The following is a 20,973-nucleotide window of genomic DNA, read 5'->3' on the forward strand; positions in this document are numbered from 1 at the left end:
TAAAAAGGGCCAACCAAGACGGGGGCCCCAACCACGAAAGGACCGTTTGTCAGCCTCCGGATCCTCAGCGATCGTCGCTCGCCTGGACGACCGATCTTCCATCCTCGACGCCTGCCTCTCGTTCCGTTTCATTCGTAACTCCGCCTGCGACAATCAACGAGGTTTCAGCTTTCAACATGCATTCCATCACCTCACCCAAACGGATGCAACGAAAGAGAATGACTCGCTGGTCGAACCGAGCACTGTTCGCGGTCCATCCCTCGGCGAATGCAATCAGAACGTCAATCTACTCCAAAGGGAGAGGTCCTGAATAGCGAGTGCCTGCCACGCCTTCCTGGCAGTGCGAGCACGAACGTCTCCGGTTCAAGACGCCGGCGAGGCTTGCTTTTCGACCATCGCTGCGTCGACGAATTCTTGCAACTCAGACAAGGTCGTGCGAAGTTGCTGCCATTCCGCCACTTCGATCGCCGCTTCACCCTTGATGGCAATCTCTGACAGTTGGCCCAGTCCGACTGTTCCACCGGAACCTCGGATCTGATGCAAATGCTTGCCAACTTGTTCGAGGTCGCCCCGATCGTAGGCGTTGATGATACTGGGCATCGTCTGATCAACCTGATCGATCAAATCACAGGCAAACGTGTGCAACCAATCGTAGTTGAAGATTTTGTTTGGTTGTGAAACCACCTTCTCAGCGGTCACCGCCACTTCCTCAGCAACCAAGTCACTGACTTCGTCGTCAACGCTCGATGCGTCCGCAACCACCAAGTCCTCGTCGGTTGACACACGATCCTGCCCGATCGTGTTTCTTGCAACGCTCTGAAGGAGTGAATTGAGATCGAGCGGCTTGGTTTGGTACTCCGTGCACCCAGCTTCACGACAACGAATCTCATCCCCGGTCATGGCGTTGGCCGTCAATGCAATGATTGGCTGCTGCACCCCCGATTCACGCAAAGTTGTTGTTGCCGTGTAGCCATCCATCACCGGCATTTGCATGTCCATCAGCACAATGTCGACCATCTCTGGTTGACTCGTCAGTGCATCGACCGCTTCCTTGCCATTGGTACGGGTGAGAACCTCTGCTCCAGCGTCCTGCAGAAACAAGGACAACAACCGGCGATTCGTTTCACAATCGTCGACGACCAAAATCTGGACGCCACTCAAATCCACCTCGTCAAATAGGTTCTCTTGGACGCCGTTGCTCGGTGCCACCACCTCTTTCGGCCCCAGCACACGGACACCCGGTGGACATTCGATTTCAAATTCGAGGATCATCTGGGTGCCAACGTTCTTCGCACTTGAGACATTCAATGTCCCGTTCAATGCTTCGGTCAAACGCTTGCTGATCGACAATCCCAATCCGGTCCCGCCATATTCACGCGTGGTCGAAACATCCGCTTGTTTGAATGGTTCAAAGATCACCGTGCTTTGCTCGTCCGTCATTCCAATGCCAGTGTCTTCGACCACCAACGTCAACTGCGTGGGAGTTCGCTCGGTTCCGTCTGAAGTCGACGTATCGGACGCAATCGAGATGGTCACCCCGCCTGCGTTGGTGAATTTGATCGCGTTGCTGGTCAAGTTGGTCAGAATTTGACGAAGTCGCGTTGGATCACTGTAGATTTGCTCTGGAACATCACTGTCCACACGAAACGCCAGCGTGATGTCCTTCTCAATCGCTTTGGAACGCAAGGAAGCAATCACGTCTTGGGCCATCCAGCTTGGATTGCAAAGGACCCGTTCCGTCTCGATCTTGTCGGCCTCGATCTTGGAAATGTCCAAGATGTCATTCAGCAAATGAAGCAGGTGAAGACCATTGGAATGAATCGTTTGCAGGTGCGACTCACGTTCCGCGTCATCCGTCACCACACCGCGCAACAACAACTCCGTGAATCCCAAGATCCCGGTGATGGGAGTGCGGATCTCGTGACTCATCCGTGCCAAAAATTCACTTTTGGCTTGATTCGCCTGTTCCGCGATTGTCTTCGCGATCTGAAGTTGATCTTTCGTTGCAGTCAATTGCTGGGCGGTCAGCTCGAGCTCTTTCGAATGACGCACAACGGAATCCGTTCGTTCCAAAACCTTCCTCTCAAGATTCAAGTTCAAATCTTGCAGTTGCTGGAAGCTGTTGGCCTTTTCCATCGCAGCGCCGGCTGCGGAGGTCAGATAGTCAGCGATTCGAATTTCATCGTCGTCGTAAAGATTCGAGAATCGCTCGTTGCTGACATACAGGTAGAACACGGTCTGATCATTGACATCCACTGGGCTGCACAAGAACGTGCCTTGCCTTGACTTCGTGATGCCATTGGCAACCGTGTTCTCCACCTCCACCACCACCGTCTGACGAGTGCGGTTCACTTCTTGAACGATCGCTGCATCAAAGGGCATTTCAGGCGGCACTGTCTGATAGCCGCCGCTGTCGGAACGAATCACCAAGAAGACCTGTTCACCGCGGAGGATCTTTGTCGCGGCGCGACGCACTTCCTGGTAGATCTGTTCCGGAAGGACGCTGGTTGCGATCCGTCGTCCCGACGCAAGCAGGGAATCGAAACGATTCACCAACGAAAGCGATCCGCTTTCGTTGACGTCGTAGTCGCTGCATTCCAATGCCGCCAGTGTGCCTCGAGCACTTTCAATCGCATCGGCATCGATCGGCCAACCGAACACCGCCGCGAAATCGGCAAACAAGATCAACGTTTTGGCATGAGCCACCATGGCTCCCTGCTGCTCGGCGACCTGCAAACTATGTTGGAAGGCGGACTGAGCAGCCCGCAGCTTCCCCGTCAGCGCCAAGTAGGCCGCTCGCTCACGGAAAGCATGGGGAATTTCGTTGGTGAACTGCTTGCTGACTTTCACCGCTGTCTTGGTCGCGTGGCCGAGTTCTCGTATCAATCGTTGGCGGCGCTTCGCACTGCGTGGCACCGTCGTTTCAAACTGCCGGCGCATCGCGGTGCAATACCATGGATAAACGGGACTGACATACGCATTTTTCACTCGAGTTGCCTTGGCGACTGAAATCGCTTTGGCAAATGACTTGACTGCCTCGTCGAATTGGTCGTGGTAGAACTCCCGTACGCCTTTGGCCAACAAGACCTGACACATCCGTTGAGAATCCGCCAGATCCCTTGCGAGTTCGTTCTCGATCACGTCCTCGGGAATGTCCCCGTTGGTCGCTCGAGCCCACACGTCAATGATGTTGCCGGTTGCTTGAAAGTCCCCGCGTTTCAAAGCCGATTCGAAGTTGATGCGAGACTGTTCCAACGCTTCCTTGTGTCTGCCCAATCGATACAACGCCGCCGCCAACTGGTAACGAGCGATGTGCACTTCCCAGTAGTCACCGGTGCGTTCGAGCATCTTCACCGCTTGCCCGGCTTGATCCACGCATGCCTCGTAGCGTGAAAAAGACAACAACAGAATGCTCAGGAAGTTCCGCGTTTGCCCCTGGCCCCACACATCGCTGAACGCCTTCCGAATCTCCAAGGACCGGCCAGCGTACTCCACGCCACGATTCTCCCAGCGCAGCAACGTCATCACCGGAGCATGCTCGGAATAGGACTGGGCCAGAAAGCGAGTGGGCTGAAAACGCTCCGCCGCATTCATCGACCGCAAGTGAGCCCACAGCGTGTAGTACTTGTCGCGGGTGTACCAATAGGCATGCGCAATTTGGCTGTACAATGACAGCGACATCTGTTCCTCTTCAGTAGGCTGCCCGCCACGTCGCCCAAGAAAACAAGGGAACAATGAATTTCGCACCTGCCGGGCACCCTCCAGCGCGATGCGAGCCATCAGCGCCAATCGATTGTTGCAGACCGGTTGCCGAAGCTGCCTCAACGAAGCTTCAAAGCACTCCACCGCCAAGTTTTTGCTGCCACGTTTAAAATGCAACTCGCCGCGTTTCAACGAGATCCGGGCATGGTGCGTGTCTGTTTCTGCACTTTCACTGGCTTGATCGAGCCACGTTTCGGCCTTGTCATATTCGCCTTGCAATATCAGCACGTCGCTCATCATCATCTGAATGAGATGAGTCTTCGCACGGTCCGCATGCGAAATTGCCCGCACGGCAATTCGCAGTTGCTCCTCTGCGCTCACCAATGAAAAGCTGTTCCTCGCAATCTCGGCCGCCCGCAACGCAAACGGCAATGCTTGTTCGTGCATTTCCGCTGCGTCAAAGTGATAGGCCAACTTGAAGAACTCAAGCGGCTCATGCTCGACGTAGTACTGTCCGATTTGACCGTGCATCGACCGAATCCGATCGTTCGACAACTCCTCCAAAATGGATTCCCGAATTTTGTCATGCACAAATGCCAAGATCCGATCGGGACGACTCCATACCAAACGTTGAACCCGCGCTGGATGGATGGCTTGGTGCGCGTCGGCAAGCCGAATGCCAACCAACTCAGCGGCGACTTCAAGATTGAAGTCGCGACCGATCACCGCGGCTGCGGTCAGCAACTCGCGTGTTTCATTGGGCAGCCGTGTCAGACGGTCCACCAAGATTTCGCTGGCATCGTCGGCCGCCTGAAAGCTGACCAGCTTCGCCTGATCGATGCCCCAACTTTTGTCGACCGGACGCAGCGCACTTGATTCGACCAACCCACGTACGATGGCAGATGCCATGAAGGGACTGCCGCCAGCAAATCGCTGCACCACATCAATCGCAGCCTGTGGCAACTGCCCCGCCATCGATTCAGCCAGTTGTTGAACCGCTTGATCCGACAAAGGCCCCAGCGAAAGCTTGACTGGGAAGCTCACATCATTCAAACGTGAACTCAAACCTTCGTCCGGGCGTGTCACGGCAAACAGAAACAGATGCCGCGCCGGATGCTCGCAGATCGCTTGGAGAATTCGAAACGATTGATCGTCCATCCATTGGCAATCGTCCAGCGTGATCATCACACTTGTTTCCGGCGTCCCCAGTTCCGTGAACAGGGTGCGGAAAGCAGAAACGATTCGGCCTTGCCCGAACTCTTCAGGACCAGAAAGCTTCGCGTTGCTCCATCCGAACGCCTTGGCAAGCGCCGGCAGTGCCGTGGTGACTTCTTGTCGATACGGCTCCATCCGATCGCGTGTGCACTTCAACATTTCTGGATCATTGATCAGATGCTTGATCAGTTGATCCATCGCCTGCAGCCAAATCGCCGATGGCTGCTGGTTCGCATCCGGTAGCGAACGCCCTCGAAGAACCAAGAATCGCTTCCGTGATGCCAGTCGCGAAACTTCGTTCAACAATCGTGTCTTCCCCATCCCCGACTCGCTGCGCAGCAGCACTCGATCGGACCGCCCGTCGATCACATTGTCCAAGGACTTCTCAAGCGTTCTGACATGTTCATCACGCCCGACAAAAGCGGGATCGATCAGGACGGTGCGTTTGTCAGCGCTGCCAATCACAAAGTCTTCCGCGGAACCACCCGTCATCAATTGATGAGAGATCGCTTTGACATCATGGAGAACCGCCGCTGCGCTCTGATAGCGGTCGCGAGGCTCTTTGCAGATCAGTTTGTCGACCAAAGTGATCACGACCGACGGTGTTTCATCGGGGTAGTTCCCGCTTTCTGGATCCGCGGTCATGTGCCGGTATAAGATTTCGCTGACATCCCCTGAAAACGCAGGAGTCCCCGTCAGGGCGGCGTACAGCACATGCCCAACGGAATAGAGGTCCGAGGTTTCACTGATGTCATGATCGATGATCCCGGACAATTCGGGTGAGGTGTAGGTCGCGCACTCGCGAGCCAACAAATCATCCTTGCCGAACAACTCCGGGCACCACAGGGGCACATAGCCGCAAAGCACCGACCGCCCATCCTCGCGGACAATGATGTTGGACGGCCGAATGTCTCGGTGGATACACCCAATCCGATGAATTTGCTCGAGTGCTTCGAACAGATCTTGGGCCAACAGCATGGCCTCCGTGGCCGTCAACGGACGCTTTCGAAAACGTCTCGCCAGCGAGGTCCCTTCGACGAAAGGATAGACCACCCGAAGATGAGTCTCGCCCACCATGAAGTCGATTGGCCGGGAGTAAGTTTCGCAGTGAATCCCCGATGTCAATCGCGATTCCGTTTTGAATCGATGAAAGCCACGCTCTTGAAAGAACAACTTAGGAACTTCGCGGAGGATGACCTTTCCACCCGTTGTGGCATCAATCGCCGAGAAGCATGCGACAACCGATGCGTTGGACAACTTCTTTTGGACGTTGTAGCGCACGCTGGTCGTTGACTCGTTTTCCCTGGTTGGTACAGAACCCACATTTGCCTCGATAAGATTTCGTGAAAGCGTCACTGCGAAGAAGCGAACATGACATCGGGGCCTTGGTCACCGTCGCCTCTTAGAGCAATCCACCGCGCTTGCGCAATGCTTAGAAATTGCCCTCGTAACAGTACCGCGCAGATTGGCGCCACTCTCATCGACCAGACAAAATGAGCAGAATATTTCAGTTGACTTTCAGGAAACTCTCAATAGTGTCCATACCATTGGTATAACCATCGTGTTGCGTCACACCTTGGCGCGAGCCAACCTTAAAGAACGTTTGGTAAAGTTCCCGATTCAATCGAAGCGTTTTGGATCCAGTGTTCTTGGGTGAACACGCGTTCTTGCTTTTCTTGCACGGCTCTTGGAGAGAACATGCTTACATCAGTGGATGGAAAACCAGTTGTCAGCTGGGAAGAAGACTACGCCCAACGCGTGAACCCGCAATTGATGACGGAGCTCTTGCACAATGCCATCCCAGTTCTCAAAGCTGTTCAGTGGAAGGTCACCTCCGTAGGGGAGGGTTCTTGCGAATCCGTTCTTCCGCTCACAAAGGCTTCCACCAATCAACATGGAACCCACCAAGCCGCATTGATCTCGTTGTCCGCGGACTACACCGGTGGGCTCGCTTTGACGACGCTGTTGCGCGGCGTCCCCCTGGCGGGGATTCACCGATGCACCGACGAGGAGTCTGCTTCGCTGTGGTTGGCAGCCATGGACGTCAAGTATCGCAACCCCAGCACTGGCCACCTGACCGCGACCTGCGACATTCCAGCCAACATTGCCCGCACGGTCCAGCAACGGTACTTCGGCGGCAAACGCATTTTGGTGACATTGCCGGTTGTGTTCACCTCCAACGGCGAACTTGTTGCGGAGGCCGAGATGCGGTACTTCGCACAACCATCCATTCAGCTCAAACCAACGAAGACCAACCCACGCATCTCTCCGATCTTTAAACAGAAGCTCAAAGCGTCCGCCCGAATGATCGCAGGACTGCGTGCTTCATCGGAAAGCAAGAACATTCGTGTCGATCAAAGTCACGAACGTCAGGCAGCCGGTCCCCATGGTGAATTGCTGGCCAATCGCCTCAACGGAGTCTTGCCACAACTCAAAGACATGGTGTTGGCTCGGACCCGACACATCGACGAAACCCTTCGCAGCGTGGACGGACTGGAGCAGGTCATTATTCTCGGCGTTGGCTTGGACATGCGTCCCTTCCGACTGAGCAAGGAACTGGGAGATCCAACCTTCTTTGAATTGGATCTGCCAGAAATGCTCGAAGAGCGCAATCGCGTGACCTCCGAAATGAAATCCGATGGCGACATCAAACGGCATTGCATGGCGGCGGATTTCAAAGTCGATCAAATCTCGGAACTCCTCTCCAAGAACGCTGAATTCGACCCGACACGTCCGACTGCCGTCGTCTTCGAAGGCTGTTCGATGTACTTCACGAAAGATGAGAACCAGCAAATTCTCCGTGACATCGCCACCCTCCTTCAACATCCCGGCAGTCTCGTGTGGTGCGATCTGGTTCGCGAGAACGTGGTCGAAGGAACCGTTCCCTCCCCCGATATCAAGAAGTTCACGGACGGAATGGAAGAGCTGGGCGAACGTTTCATTTTCGGCAGCAACTCACCGACCGACTTCTTCTTGACCTGCGGCTTGCCGCAAACCAAGTCCACTACCGTGGGTGAGTTCTTACGCTCGGACGACCCAGTCTTGGCAACCTATCAATTTGCGGTTGGCTTCAAGTAGTCGGATCGCAGACACGTTCTTTCGATACTTAACCTGAGTTCATCGGCTTCGGCGCGGTTGCTCTTGCCTGCTACGCGATCTCAACGCCTGCTTCGAAGTGTCACCGAAACCAAGATCTCGACGGGTGCATTTTGAGCACGGTGTGAAACTGTGACGTCCCGACCAGATTCCTCACGTAAGCCGCAACGATTACGCCGATTAGTCCGAAGTTGCCGGTGATTCTGCCGGTGAGCACAAGACGAATCCATCGTTGGGGCAAATTGGATGTTCAAGAGAGTTCTTCCGTTCGCGGTTATATTTCTGTCGCTCAGTTGGGCGAGCGACGCCTTTTCACAGGGTGCTTACATTTCGGCTGCTGGGCCGGTCAACCGCAGCATGGGGGGAGCGTCCACGGCGGCTCCGATCAGCGCATTGAGCGCGATGTACTGGAACCCTGCTTCTATCAGTGGGATGGAACACAGCGAACTGGAGGTCGGAGTCGACCTTTTGTTCACCGATCACCAAGTCACCTCGACTGTCGGTGCAACGACAGGTACGACCGATGCGGAACCCGGATCCTTTCCGGTCCCCAACTTCGCCTGGACACATCGGCTGGAAGATCCCCGCTTCACCTTTGGACTGGGAGTCAACTCCGTCGCAGGTTTCAAAACCAATCTGCCAGCCGACCCCACCAATCCCGTGTTGGCACCGCAGCCGACGGGATTGGGACAGATCACTTCCGAAGCTTCCTTTTTGCAGATCGCGCCTGTGCTCTCGATGGCGATGACCGAGCGACTGTCCGTCGCGGCCGGCCCGCTGATCACGACAGGCCAAGTCGGAATCGAACCGTTCGTCTTTGACTCCGTCAACGGCGACAACACCTACTCTTCTGGGCGATCAACGAGTTATCACTGGGGCGGTGGTTTTCAAATCGGATCCTACTTCCTGATGAGCCCCAACTGGCAGCTCGGAGCGTCCTACAAAAGCAAAGCGTGGATGGAAACGTTCGAATTCACGGGTGCCGACGAGAACGGTTTGCCAAGAACCTTGACTACTGACATCGATCTTCCATCGGTCATCTCACTGGGAACCGGATACACCGGATTCGACCAATGGCTCTTTGCCGCCGACATCCGTTACCTCGACTATGCCAATGCCGATGGCTTTGGTGACGAAGCATCCTACGATGCAACTGGAAAACTTGCGGGGTTGGATTGGAGCAGCGTCTTTGCTCTTGCCTTGGGTGCCCAACGCAGCATCGGGGACCGAGTGTTTCTGCGGGCGGGATACACCTACAACCAAAACCCAATTCGTGAAAGCGAATCGTTCTTCAACCTGGCTTCCCCACTGATCTACGAACACATGCTCAGCATGGGTGGTTCGTACAAACTCAATCAAAAGGTGGCGGTGAACGTCGGTTGGTCTCACTACATGGAGAACACACGAACGGGAGCAGTCATACTGCCTGGGATTGGCGCGGTCCCTGGGTCTTCGGTCACCAACCGAATGTCGGCTGACTTTCTTAGCTTCGGCATCGTCATGCAGCAGTAGCGATCTCGAAACGGCGCTTGTGCCAGATCGCATTCTCGCCCTGATGAGACCTGCACGACTCATTGTTCAGATGGGCGCGAAGTGGATTGCTGATCAAGAGCGACCGACTCATCGCAAGAGCCACCCAACCGCAACCTCAACTGCGTTTCAACGCAGTCTGCAGACGGGTTCACCTGTCCCGTTCGGGGTGTGGCAAGCTGACACATGAACGCTCACAACCAGAGAAAACTCGAGCGTTTGACGCTTTCAAGCGAACAAAACGCCTTCCCGAACACTCATTTTGAACACCCCGTTGGGGATGCCCCTCAATTCGAAAGAAGGCAACCGCCTCAAGGTCACCTTTGAGCGATAATGTTATGGGGCAAAGAGCAAAGCTCGGTCAGCATCCTCTCGATTCACCTTGGGGCAAAGGTGGATCACCTCGGATGCTGGCCGAGCTTGCCTGCTTTCTATATGTGAGCCGCCTGGCGTTCGCCACGGTTCCCACGCACAACCGGGGCTCACGCCCAAACGGCTCGCGGGATTCAACCCAATCATTCCTGCCCACCAGCTTATCACCAGCAACCGTCCCCATTCTTGCGACGGATTGAGACTTGCGAGTCACCGCACTCGTCCTGCGTGACCAAACCTTTCGGCATGCCGCAGCGTGCTCAAGCCGACATGATCTCGGCGGTCAATGAAATCTTGACCAGTTCAGCCACGCTCTGAGCGTTGAGCTTCTTCATCAAGTTGGACCGATGGCGTTCCACGGTCTTTTCGCTGATATCCAAGCGATTCGCGATCACCTTGTTCATGCTGCCTTCGACAATCTGTTGCAGAACCTCGCGTTCGCGATTGGTCAAACGTCGCAGTCGGGCCTTTGCCTTCGCGGCACGCTTCGTCAGCAACTCCAAATGCTTTCGGTGGGTGATATCCAATGCCCGAGCTTGAATGCCAACGAACTGATCCGAATCATTGGCCAACGGTGAACAGGTCAGCAGCAACCAAACCAAATGCCCATCAGCGTGGGTGATCCGCACTTCATGCGCCTCGGAGTGATTTCGATGAAGCATCCGCTGGTCGATCAATTCCGCGCTCTCAGCTTCTGCCAGTTCACAGATATTCAAACCGTTCAGTGTTTCGCTCTGGCGTCCAAGCATGGACGCGAAGTTCTCGTCCACCTGCAGAATCTTCCCGTCCAGATTCAACACCGCATTGCCCTCGGTATTGTTCACCACGATCTCGCGGTATTGGTTCTCGCTCTTGACCAAGGCAGAAAGCAGTTCCACCTGACGGGTCACATCCTGGGTGGTGCCGCGTCGCACAATCTTCCCATCGACCTCCGTCAACCAAACCGTCGCGGAAAAGTGACGTCGTGGTCCATGTGCCGGATTGCTGGCAAATTCAAATCGACGGACATCCCCAGGATGAAAAGGCGGCCGATTCACATCCAATATCTTTTCGCGGTCCACTGGATCCACTACTTCGATGAACTCATCAAAGGCGACGGGACCGGAGGCTGGATCGATGTTATGCAATTTATAAAGTTGAGTTGACCACCACGCCACCGGCTCGCCTTCAACCCACTCCCAACTGCCCACGCGCGAATTTGCTTGGGCCGATTCGAATCGCTCATTGGTGAGACGCAGTTCTTCTTCGAGGTTCTTCGTCGGCGAAACATCGATCACCGTGGCACTCGCAAATTCGATGGGGCTGCTTCCGTCATGGTCACCAACAAACGTGAACCGCAACCAAATGAGTGCCCCATCAAGATGCACCATTGGGAACTCTCGCACGACCCGGTCGGCCGCTCCCATGCCAATTCCTTGAACAACCACCTCAAATGCAGAAGCAAAGACACTTTCGACCAATCGGCTCAATGGCCGCTCTCGCAGGGTCTCCAAATCACGCCCGAGCATTCTTGCGAACGAAGCATTCGCATCTCTCAACTGGGTTGTTTTGACATTCAAGCGAACGAAGCCGATGTCAAACTCGTCCAACGCATTGCCGAGCATCACAATGGATTGATGCGCCTGATCAATCCGCTGTTCCGCACCGCGTCGGTTTGTGTTTTGGTAGTTCGGCGCCATTTCAATCAACCACAAGAAATCCCTACCTTCAATTCATCTCAATCGAAGGCGTTTAAAAAACTAGTCATCCACCGTCTTCGCCAACAGGAATGATTCCGCCTTCGGAATTCATTGATGGGTCATTGAGATGCAACTATCAGTCGCATGCTCACCTCAGTGCAAACACCGCCTCGGCAACCGTTCGACCGTCTTTTCTTTTGTCAGTGGCACATCCCGCCCGGTGCACTACCGGACAATTGTGTCCTTCCACGATCGTTCGAACCACCGAAGTGGTTGCGAAACGGATCCCAGTCACAAACGCGTGCCAGTGACAGAATCAGGGCGCAATGCAGGACCATGCTGCCATTTGCGGTTCTCCGCAAACGAAAACTCAGTCTAACACGGCCTCAAGCTGCAATCGACTCCCGAATGCACCTGTTTTCGATTTATCCACCCAGATGGCACCAGGGCCAACCTTGCAATGAACCCACGTTCAGATGTGTCATCCGAAAGACCTCGGGTGCACTTCGTCGAAATGCCACAACCAAGACGCATCCAATGCATCCAGCCCATCCCCTTGTAAATCGAGCCGATGAGGTGGCGCCTGTCACAAATACGTTTTCGGTGCAACGCGTGGCACTTCCAGCGTCGACTCTCTCACCCACGTTTTACGAAACATTTGGTTGGATGAAACCACAAAACGTAGATTCTTCAGTCGACCGCAACGCAAAGAAGCGCCTTTGGCGAACGCAAGTCGCGAAAGCGGGCCTTCGGATGCCCTAAGAATCGGCTGATCCGAGTCTACAGACTCTCGAGGTAGCGAATCAATTGTGCCCGTTCTTCGATCGACAATTCTTGCGGCAGTTGATGCTGAAAGTTGCCGACAACATCGCTCAACTCAGCTGCTCGCAAATCATGGAAGAGCGAGTGCAGATGCCCCACACCTCGCAACGACGGCGGGTTGAATTCGGTGATCCCTCGCTCATCCTTCAGACCCACGTCGTAGGTCGCATCCGATGTAAGAATCGAACCGGAATGGCAGGACACGCAATCCAACGACTCGAACAAGTGTCGTCCTTTCGACACAAGTTCTCGATCCAGATCCGTCACCGGGGCGCGAAAAGCCGGAGCGGGCGGGATCGACTCAAGGAACGCGACGAGGTCCGCCACGTCACCATCATTCATCTTCCGTCCTTGCATGGTCAATTCCAGTGTTTGCCGAACTTGACCTTCAATCTCTGACTTGTCTCCCACCCAAGCCCAGGGACCGGTTTCGCCGACTCCACGCAGAGAAAGAATGCGTTTGGGGGCGCCTTCGCCACCATCGCTCAGCGTGTCGGCCAGCGATCCGCTGGTGTGCCCGTCGGTGTGACAACTATGGCAACTGTACCAACCGCCACGAGAAAGACTGGCGTCAAAGAACAGCAACTCGCCTCGATCGCTTGCTTGAAGCGAAGGTGATTCGCCGAGACTCAGGGATGTCGCAATCACGAACAACTGTTCTTCGCCCGCCTGGACGTCGGGACCAATCTGGTAGCTCTTCGTTGCAACATCAGAGCTGACCGGCTCAACGGCCGGGTCATCAGAGGAGCGGTAGGATTTGCTTCGGTAAGCAGACGAGTCATCCTGTTCCTCCTCCGTCTCTTCGTATTCGTACTCTGCTTCGTACTCGACTTCTTCGGTTTCAGAGTATGGCCCGGCGTCGCGGATGGGTTCCGCATCACTGGCCCCCGTCCCCTCGCTTGAGACATCGCTGTCACGGGAGCGCACGCTCTCCTCGGTATTCACTTCCGGCGCATCGAAGTGAAAATCCAATCGAGTCAACGAATCCGAGTGTTCATTGGCGACCAAAAATCGATCTTCCGAAATCTTTGCGATGGCAACTGGCCGGCGTCCGGCCACAATTCGAGTCACCCCGATCCCACCGGGTTCGACCACGCCCACCTGCCCCAATCCACCAATGGTCACGACCAACCGACCGTCTTCTCGCATTTCTAACGCGTTGGGGTCACCGGCTCCGCGTGTGTTGTTGCCAACCGCAATGAAGCGTCCCGACTTCATCAAATTCGCTTTGGGATCCACAATCGTCGCGACCGAAAGCTCACGCATCGCGTCGGACACCATCGATCCCCAAATGATCTCACTGCTTCGCGGCGGCGCGATTTCATTGATCAACTCATGCGTCACATACACCATTTCTCGGTCCGTGCTGCGTACAAACCCTCGAATGTTGTTGCCGGGAATTTCCCGAATCGACTCGACCTGAAAGTCATCCAGGCGAATGACAGCCAACCGAGGCCCAAACGCGTCGGCAACCAGCAACCGATTTTGATCGGGAAGAATCAATTGTGCCCGGGGCGAAAATGGCAGCGACACGGTGGCCATGATTTCGGGTGGTTGATCCGCAGATCCCTGCAGGTTCACGAACGTGACTTCCCTCGCCCAGGTTGAGCAAACCGAGCACCAGTCCCCATTGTCAGTAGCCCGAACCGTCGCCGGTTCATTCGGCACCGCCACGCTCCATTGAATGACGGGACTGCCAGCCTTCATCTGCACGGATGTCAGCCGTCCATCTTGCTCCGTGACCAGCAAGCGTTCCCCCACCGCGATCAAATCCGTCGGGTGACCACCCAGCCGATACTCGCCGATCACCTGGAGCGCATTCGTGTCAACAACGCTGAGTGTTCCACTGCGACGATTGGCAACGACCACCTGATCATCACCCGTATTCACGACCGCCACGGGGCGACGCAGCATGGCGGTTCCGGCCGCCACCGAAGACAAAGCCTCCCCGCCTCGAATGGACGTCTTGCTCGTCGACGTGGGCTGCACAATCGGTTGATTGCCCCAGACGGATTCGTTCCAACAAAAGAACGCCGCCCCTAACAATCCGATTGTGCAAACGGACCAGGCAGCAAAACGACGAGCACAGCGATGGTTCTGGTTCATGGCAACAGTATGACCGGATCACTTCCTGGTGTCACGCTGACAAGCGGTCAAAAATTCGACGCCCTGGGTGAAGAGACCAGTTCAGCGCCGCCTATCCCTGCGAAACCAGCGGGTTGTCGCCCAACGCTGCCACAACGAAAACCGGCGGTGCCGCGATGGCCTGAACAGACCAATCGACACTGCGCGAACGACACGGGCCGAGCGGATTCTTCACTGCGTCGGGAAGGCCAACGCCACCTTGGCCCAGCCTCACATGCTATAACGCCCCTCCCAATCCTGCCTCGCCTCTCCCTCCCGCCAAACATTCCTCAACGGAGTCCGTTGTGCCCCGCCTGCATTCCCCCCTTTTGCACCGTCGCTCTGCGTGTCATGCGGCTGTATCTTTCTTGATCGCGACGATCAGTGGCTGCTGCCTCTCCTCGGCATCATCGAACTTGGTCGCCTCCGAAACAACGACCTCCGTCGAACATGGCATCGTCGATGTGTTTGTGCCCCAACAAGATGGCTACCCCGCCATTCGAATTCCCTCCATCGTCACGACCCAACAAGGCACATTGTTGGCCTTCGCGGAGGGTCGCCAGGGCGGAGACCATTCCGAGAACGATCTGATCATGAAACGCTCCACCGATAACGGAGCGACTTGGAGTGAGGTGATCGTCCTCAACGACCAAGGCAAACTCTCACTGAACAACCCGCAAGCCGTCGTGCTGGCATCGGGACGGGTTCTCGTGATGTACCAGCGAAGCAAACTGGGCGAACGAAACGCATCCGACGGTCACGGCCCCGATTCCTTTTTCACGTTTATTCAAACCAGCGATGACGACGGACTGGGGTGGTCGGAACCACGCGACGTTTCCAAACAGGTCAAACGAGAGCAGGATGTCACCAGCGTCGCTGCGGGACCCGGCATCGGGATCATCTTGCACCACGGCCCGCGAAAAGGGCGGATCATCATGCCGTTCAACCAAGGCCCCTTCAACAATTGGCAGGTCTACGCCGCCTACAGCGACGACAATGGCCACACCTGGCAAATGGGCGACGTCGCTCCGGGTGATGGCAAGGGACACGGCAACGAAGTTCAAATGGTCGAACTGTCAGGCGGGCGAGTGATGCTGAACGCCCGAGCCCAGGGGGCCGGCTCGACCAAACATCGAAAGATTGCGATCAGCGAAGACGCCGGGCAAACCTGGTCACCGCTTGAGATCGATGAGCAGTTGATCGACCCCACCTGCCAAGCCGCCATCCTGCGGTATTCCTGGCCAACAGAAGGAACGAGCCGCCTCCTGTTCTCCAACCCAGCCACTCAAAGCAAACGCGAAAACGGTGTGCTTCGGATCAGCTACGACGAAGGCCAGACGTGGCCGAAACAGGTCGAAGTCTATCCCAATGGCTTTGCCTATTCGTGCCTGACACGCCTACAAGATGAACGCATCGGCGTCCTGTTTGAACGCGATGGGTACAAAACGATCAGCTTCACCGCGATCCCATTGGACGCTCTCGAACCAACCGCTTCAAAACCTCAACCAACATCCAACGGCAAGGAGGCCAACTGATGGTCGACGAATCACTCATGGTGCAGCGGATGTCAGGCCGAAAACTCTCTGGCTTGATCGCTGCGACTTACACACCGATGACCGCCACTGGCGACTTGCGTCTCGACGTTGTCCCGAAGATGGTTGAGAAACTGCTCCACGACGGAATCTCGGGACTCTATGTCTGCGGCAGCACTGGAGAAGGCATGTCGCTGACAACGCCTGAGCGGCAATCGGTGGCGGCCGCTTTTGTCGAAGCCAGTGCCGGCCGACTGCCCGTGATTGTTCAGGTCGGGCACAACAGTTTGCGAGAAGCCCAGGCACTCGCTGCGCACGCCCAAGAAGTTGGCGCCAACGCGATTTCCGCCACGTGTCCCTCTTACTTCAAAGTCTCCAACACGCAGACGCTGGTTCAGTGCATGAAGGAATTGGCATCCGCTGCGCCGGAGACTCCCTTCTATTACTATCACATTCCGATGCTCACCGGATCGAACATCGAAATGCCGGAGTTTCTCACCCAGGCCGACGATGCGATCCCGACGTTGGTGGGATTGAAGTACACCGACACCAAACTTTTCGAATTCCAACGCTGCCTGGAACTGGCCAACCGGCAATTTGATGTCGTTTGGGGATGCGACGAAATGTTGTTGGGCGCCACCGCCACCGGCGCGAGGGCCGCGATCGGCAGCACTTACAACATCGCCGCCAAGCTCTACCGACAAATGACGCTCGCGCTGACCAGCGGTCAACTGGACGCGGCTCGCAAATGGCAATCCCAATCCATCGAGATGATCAGCACCATCGGGCGTTATCCTTTTCATCCCGCCATGAAAGCGGTTTTGGCGATGCAAGGTCTGGAGGTTGGTTCCTGTCGACTCCCACTCGAATCGCTCTCGCCAACGCAAACCCAAGCCCTGCGAAATGACTTGCAGGCGATTGGATTCTTCGATTGGTGCCGTGCCCCGGCGGAGTCCGGCCGCGCATGACCCCTTGCCTTTCCAAACGATTCCGAACGCGTCTTGCTACCCCACGCATTGCATTTCGTTTTGGGATCCGCATTCTGGTTTCACTGGCAGCCATCACGCTGAGCAACATCGTGCTGGGAATCCCCGCTGCTCTCGCGCAAGCGGACTCAAGCGACTGGTTGCAGTGGGACGAACTTCCCTCCATCCCAGATCCACTCGGCGTCGCAGGTCCCTTTGTCGGTGTCGATGGGGATGCATTGATCGTCGCCGGCGGTGCAAACTTCCCGCGTCCCGTTTGGGAATCCAACAAGGTTTGGCACGATTCAATCTACGTCCTGACGGAACCCGACGACTTAACAGCCACCAACTCCCAATGGATCGATGCCGGTCGCCTCCCAAGGGCGACGGCCTATGGCGCATCCGTTTCGATTCCCCGGGACGTGTCACCACACCATGGATTGCTCTGCATCGGCGGAAACGACGCGGCAGAAACTTTTCGCGAGGTCTTCTTGCTTCAATGGGATGCGACCACCCAAACAATTCGGCACCAACCATACCCTCCGCTCCCGGAGCCTTGCGTTCATGCCTCGGCAGAGCGAGTTGGGCAAACGGTCTTTGTTGTTGGAGGGCAACGTGGCAGTGACCTTTCCACCGCAACATCGGCTGCTTGGACGCTGGACCTGAGCCAATCCCAAGACCCGAGTTTGCTGGCTTGGAGGCGTCTTCCGGATTTCCCGGGCCCATCCCGCGCACTTCACCTGACCGCCGCCCAGCACGATGGCTATGAGACATGTCTGTACGTCATCAGTGGACGCCGGCAGGCGGCAAGCGGAGTCGAATTCCTGACTGACACGTGGGCGTATCGTCCCAGCGATCAAACCTGGCAACAAAAAACCGACATCCCGCACCCCATGGCGGCGGGAACCGCAACGCATGTTGGACAAAGCCACCTGGTTGTCTTGGGCGGCGATGACGGCAGCCTGTTTGGGCAAGCGGATGACTTGAAGGACAATCACCCCGGATTTCTCAAGAAGACGTTTGCCTATCACACGATCACGGACACCTGGACGGAAACCGGCAGCAGTCCCGCGAATCACGTGACCACCACGGCGGTGCATTGGAACGATGCGATCGTGGTCGCAACCGGAGAAGTCCGTCCCCGAGTTCGTTCGCCGTCGGTGTACCGCGTCTCCGTCCACGCCCCAGATCGCAGCTTTGGAACCTTGAACTACGTCGTTCTGTTCAGTTACCTCCTGTCGATGGTTGGCATCGGCGTCTACTTCGCTCGTCGCAACCGAAACACAGACGACTACTTTCGCGGCGGAAGTCAGATCCCTTGGTGGGCGGCTGGCTGCAGCATTTTCGCAACCATGCTCAGCTCGGTGACCTTCACCGGCATTCCATCCAAGGCATTTGCGCAAGACTGGACGTATTCGATCGGCAACTTCACGATCCCGCTGGTTGCGATCGTGGCGGTGTATGTCGCGATGCCGTTCTTTCGCCGAATCGATGCGACCAGTGCCTACGAATACCTCGAGAAACGATTCAATCGCTCAGTGCGTTGGTTTGGCAGCCTCAGTTTCTCGCTGTTCCACGTGTTTCGAATGGCGGTGGTGATGTCGCTGACCGGGCTGGCGTTGTCGGTCGCGACACCACTGACGCCACAACAATCCGTGCTATTGATGGGCGGGCTCAGCATCGCCTATTGCACGATGGGCGGAATCGAAGCGGTCATCTGGACGGACACGATCCAAACCGTCGTGCTGCTTGGCGGCGCCTTCCTAGCGATCCTGTTGATGCTGTCCGCCACCGACGGTGGATTCGCGGGAAGTTGGTCGCATGCAGTCGACGCCGACAAGCTTCGACTGGCAAACTTTCACCTCAGTCCGACTCACGCCCAAATCGCATTGTGGGTGATCGTGTTCGGTGCGATTGGGCAAAACCTGTCCTCCTACACCGCCGACCAAGCCGTCGTCCAGCGATACATGACCACCGCTTCCCAATCGCTGGCGGCTCGTTCGATTTGGACCAATGCCGTGCTCACCATCCCGGCAACGTTGCTGTTCTTTGGAATTGGCACGGCGCTACACGGTTTCTACCATTCGCATCCCGAGCGACTTTCACCGGCGATCACAACCGATCAAGTCTTCCCGCTCTTCATCGCCCGAGAGATGCCAATCGGAGTGGCGGGGCTGATTGTCGCGGGTGTGTTTGCTGCGGCCCAGTCCACGGTCTCCACCAGCATGAACTCGACCGCGACCGCTCTGGTCACCGACTTCTTTCGACCACTGAATTTGTGCCGAGACGAACGTGGTTACCTGTTTGCCGCTCGGACCCTGACGTTCCTCATCGGCGTTTTGGGAACCCTGTTTGGGTTGGTCTTTGTCGATCCCAGCATCAAGTCACTCTTCGACACATTCATTGTGGTGATTGGCCTGTTCATGGGAGTCCTGGGCGGACTGTTCGTCCTGGGAGGGTTGACCACGCGAGCCAACTCGGTCGGCGCGATGGTGGGCGCCGCCATCGGCGCCACGACCATGTTCGCGTTGTGGCAATTCACTGAAGTCAACGGTTATCTCTACACAACCTGTGGCATCTTGAGCTGCTTTGGATCGGGCTACTTGGCCAGTCTGCTGACCTCACCGCCCAGCGAATCCTTGTCAGGATTGACGATTCACACGCTGGTTGAGAACCAAGCCAAACCACACACCGCCCAACCGGAGTCGTGACCTGTGGATCCAACGCGGCGCAATGAACTGATCAAGGTGTACCGGGACGGTTTGCTGAACGACACGGTGTCGTTTTGGACGAGGCACGGTGTCGATCGGGAACACGGCGGGTTCCTGACCTCGCTGAATCGCGACGGAACCGTGATCGACACCGACAAGGGTGTGTGGCAACAAGGCCGCTGCACCTGGTTGTTCGCCGAACTCCACAACAACGTGGAACCTCGCGAAGAATGGCTTCAGCTCGCCATCCACGGTGCAACGTTCCTCGACCAACATTGCTTCGATCCCTCGGACGGTCGAATGTGGTTCCAGGTCACGCAAGAAGGCCAGCCCATCCGGAAGCGACGCTATGCCTTCTCGGAGTGCTTTGCCGCAATCGCCTATGGCGAGCTCGCTCTGGCCACAGGGGAAACTCACTACCGCGAACGTGCGATCCAAACATTCGAACGATTTGTCGACCACAACTTGAGCAGCGAAGAGGCCGCCTCAAAGTTCACCGGGACGCGTCGGACACGAGGCATGGGATTCCCGATGATCACCATCGCCACCGCTCAAGAACTGCGTCAATCCATTGGTCTGGAAGATGCCAACGACTGGATCGACCGAAGCATCGCCACAATTCGCGAATTTCACTTGAAGCCCGACATCGAGTGCGTGATGGAAACCGTGGCCATCGACGGCCAGATTCTCGATCACTTTGACGGTCGCACGCTCAACCCTGGACACGCGATCGAAGGAGCTTGGTTTCTCCTCTGGGAAGGCCATCTCCGCAAGGACGCTTCCTTGATCCAAACGGGCTGCCAAATGCTGGATTGGATGTGGCATCGTGGCTGGGATCGGAAACATGGAGGGATCCTCTACTTTGTCGATGTGCATGGTTTGCCGGTTCAAGAGTACTGGCACGACATGAAGTTCTGGTGGCCTCAAAACGAAACCATCCTGGCAACCCTGCTCGCTCATCTGCTGACCGGCGACGACAAGTACGCTGATTGGCACAGGCAAGCTCACCAGTGGGCGCACTCCCATTTCCCCGACGCCCTGCACGGCGAATGGTTCGGATACTTGCACCGCGACGGCAGCCTCAGCAGCGAACTCAAAGGCAATCTCTGGAAGGGGCCATTCCATCTGCCAAGAATGCAATACATGGCTTGGAGATGGCTGGAGAAAGATTTCGCCTGATGGCAACCCTCCCAGCATCGAGCCGGCGACTCGCCTACAATCCGGA

At 56.2% G+C, this 20,973-nt stretch carries 9 protein-coding genes; 6 read left to right on the forward strand and 3 right to left on the reverse strand.

The window, feature by feature from the left end; all coding sequences use genetic code 11:
* Positions 1-363 precede the first annotated feature (363 nt).
* Positions 364-6,174, reverse strand: coding sequence for an ATP-binding protein (locus RISK_RS24650; RefSeq protein ID WP_053061301.1), 5,811 nt, complete (start codon positions 6,172-6,174; stop codon positions 364-366).
* A 453-nt stretch (positions 6,175-6,627) separates the two neighbouring features.
* Between RISK_RS24650 and RISK_RS24655 the strand changes: the two genes are divergently transcribed.
* Both RISK_RS24655 and RISK_RS24660 read left to right on the forward strand, forming a co-directional pair.
* Complete coding sequence (locus RISK_RS24655; RefSeq protein WP_047817049.1) at positions 6,628-7,995, forward strand: SAM-dependent methyltransferase; 1,368 nt, start codon at positions 6,628-6,630, stop codon at positions 7,993-7,995.
* A 264-nt stretch (positions 7,996-8,259) separates the two neighbouring features.
* Entirely contained in the window at positions 8,260-9,525 is a 1,266-nt protein-coding gene (locus tag RISK_RS24660; RefSeq protein ID WP_047816985.1) for an OmpP1/FadL family transporter, read from the forward strand.
* Positions 9,526-10,175: 650 nt separating this feature from the next.
* Here the strand turns inward: RISK_RS24660 and RISK_RS24665 are convergent.
* Both RISK_RS24665 and RISK_RS24675 read right to left on the reverse strand, forming a co-directional pair.
* Positions 10,176-11,594 (reverse strand): PAS domain S-box protein, encoded by a 1,419-nt coding sequence (locus tag RISK_RS24665; protein ID WP_047817050.1) that lies wholly within the window; start codon positions 11,592-11,594, stop codon positions 10,176-10,178.
* Positions 11,595-12,374: 780 nt separating this feature from the next.
* The gene (locus RISK_RS24675; protein ID WP_047816987.1) at positions 12,375-14,522 is read right to left on the reverse strand and encodes a cytochrome c peroxidase; all 2,148 of its coding nucleotides are present in this window, start codon (positions 14,520-14,522) and stop codon (positions 12,375-12,377) included.
* 434 nt (positions 14,523-14,956) lie between these two features.
* Between RISK_RS24675 and RISK_RS24680 the strand changes: the two genes are divergently transcribed.
* Genes RISK_RS24680 through RISK_RS24695 form a run of 4 tightly spaced genes read left to right on the forward strand, consistent with a single transcriptional unit; the run spans position 14,957 to position 20,927 of the window.
* Positions 14,957-16,075 carry a sialidase family protein gene (locus RISK_RS24680; RefSeq protein WP_047817051.1) on the forward strand — a complete coding sequence of 373 codons (1,119 nt, stop codon included), beginning with the start codon at positions 14,957-14,959 and terminating at the stop codon, positions 16,073-16,075.
* Positions 16,075-17,040 (forward strand): dihydrodipicolinate synthase family protein, encoded by a 966-nt coding sequence (locus RISK_RS24685; protein ID WP_047816988.1) that lies wholly within the window; start codon positions 16,075-16,077, stop codon positions 17,038-17,040. Before RISK_RS24680 ends, RISK_RS24685 begins: the two co-directional genes overlap by 1 nt.
* The gene (locus RISK_RS24690; protein WP_083435157.1) at positions 17,037-19,748 is read left to right on the forward strand and encodes a sodium:solute symporter family transporter; all 2,712 of its coding nucleotides are present in this window, start codon (positions 17,037-17,039) and stop codon (positions 19,746-19,748) included. The genes RISK_RS24685 and RISK_RS24690 overlap by 4 nt, the downstream gene beginning before the upstream one ends.
* A gap of 3 nt (positions 19,749-19,751) precedes the next feature.
* Positions 19,752-20,927 carry an AGE family epimerase/isomerase gene (locus RISK_RS24695; protein WP_047816989.1) on the forward strand — a complete coding sequence of 392 codons (1,176 nt, stop codon included), beginning with the start codon at positions 19,752-19,754 and terminating at the stop codon, positions 20,925-20,927.
* The last annotated feature ends 46 nt before the right edge of the window (positions 20,928-20,973 follow it).

This window comes from Rhodopirellula islandica, from assembly GCF_001027925.1.
Taxonomy (GTDB): Bacteria; Planctomycetota; Planctomycetia; order Pirellulales; family Pirellulaceae; genus Rhodopirellula; species Rhodopirellula islandica.

What these genes read in the sequence shown, in the direction of transcription:
- RISK_RS24660 (WP_047816985.1), top strand. Translation starts at nt 8,260, where the DNA reads ATGTTCAAGAGAGTTCTTCCGTTCGCGGTTATATTTCTGTCGCTCAGT.
- RISK_RS24665 (WP_047817050.1), bottom strand. Translation starts at nt 11,594, where the DNA reads ATGGCGCCGAACTACCAAAACACAAACCGACGCGGTGCGGAACAGCGG.
- RISK_RS24675 (WP_047816987.1), bottom strand. Translation starts at nt 14,522, where the DNA reads ATGAACCAGAACCATCGCTGTGCTCGTCGTTTTGCTGCCTGGTCCGTT.
- RISK_RS24685 (WP_047816988.1), top strand. Translation starts at nt 16,075, where the DNA reads ATGGTCGACGAATCACTCATGGTGCAGCGGATGTCAGGCCGAAAACTC.
- RISK_RS24690 (WP_083435157.1), top strand. Translation starts at nt 17,037, where the DNA reads ATGACCCCTTGCCTTTCCAAACGATTCCGAACGCGTCTTGCTACCCCA.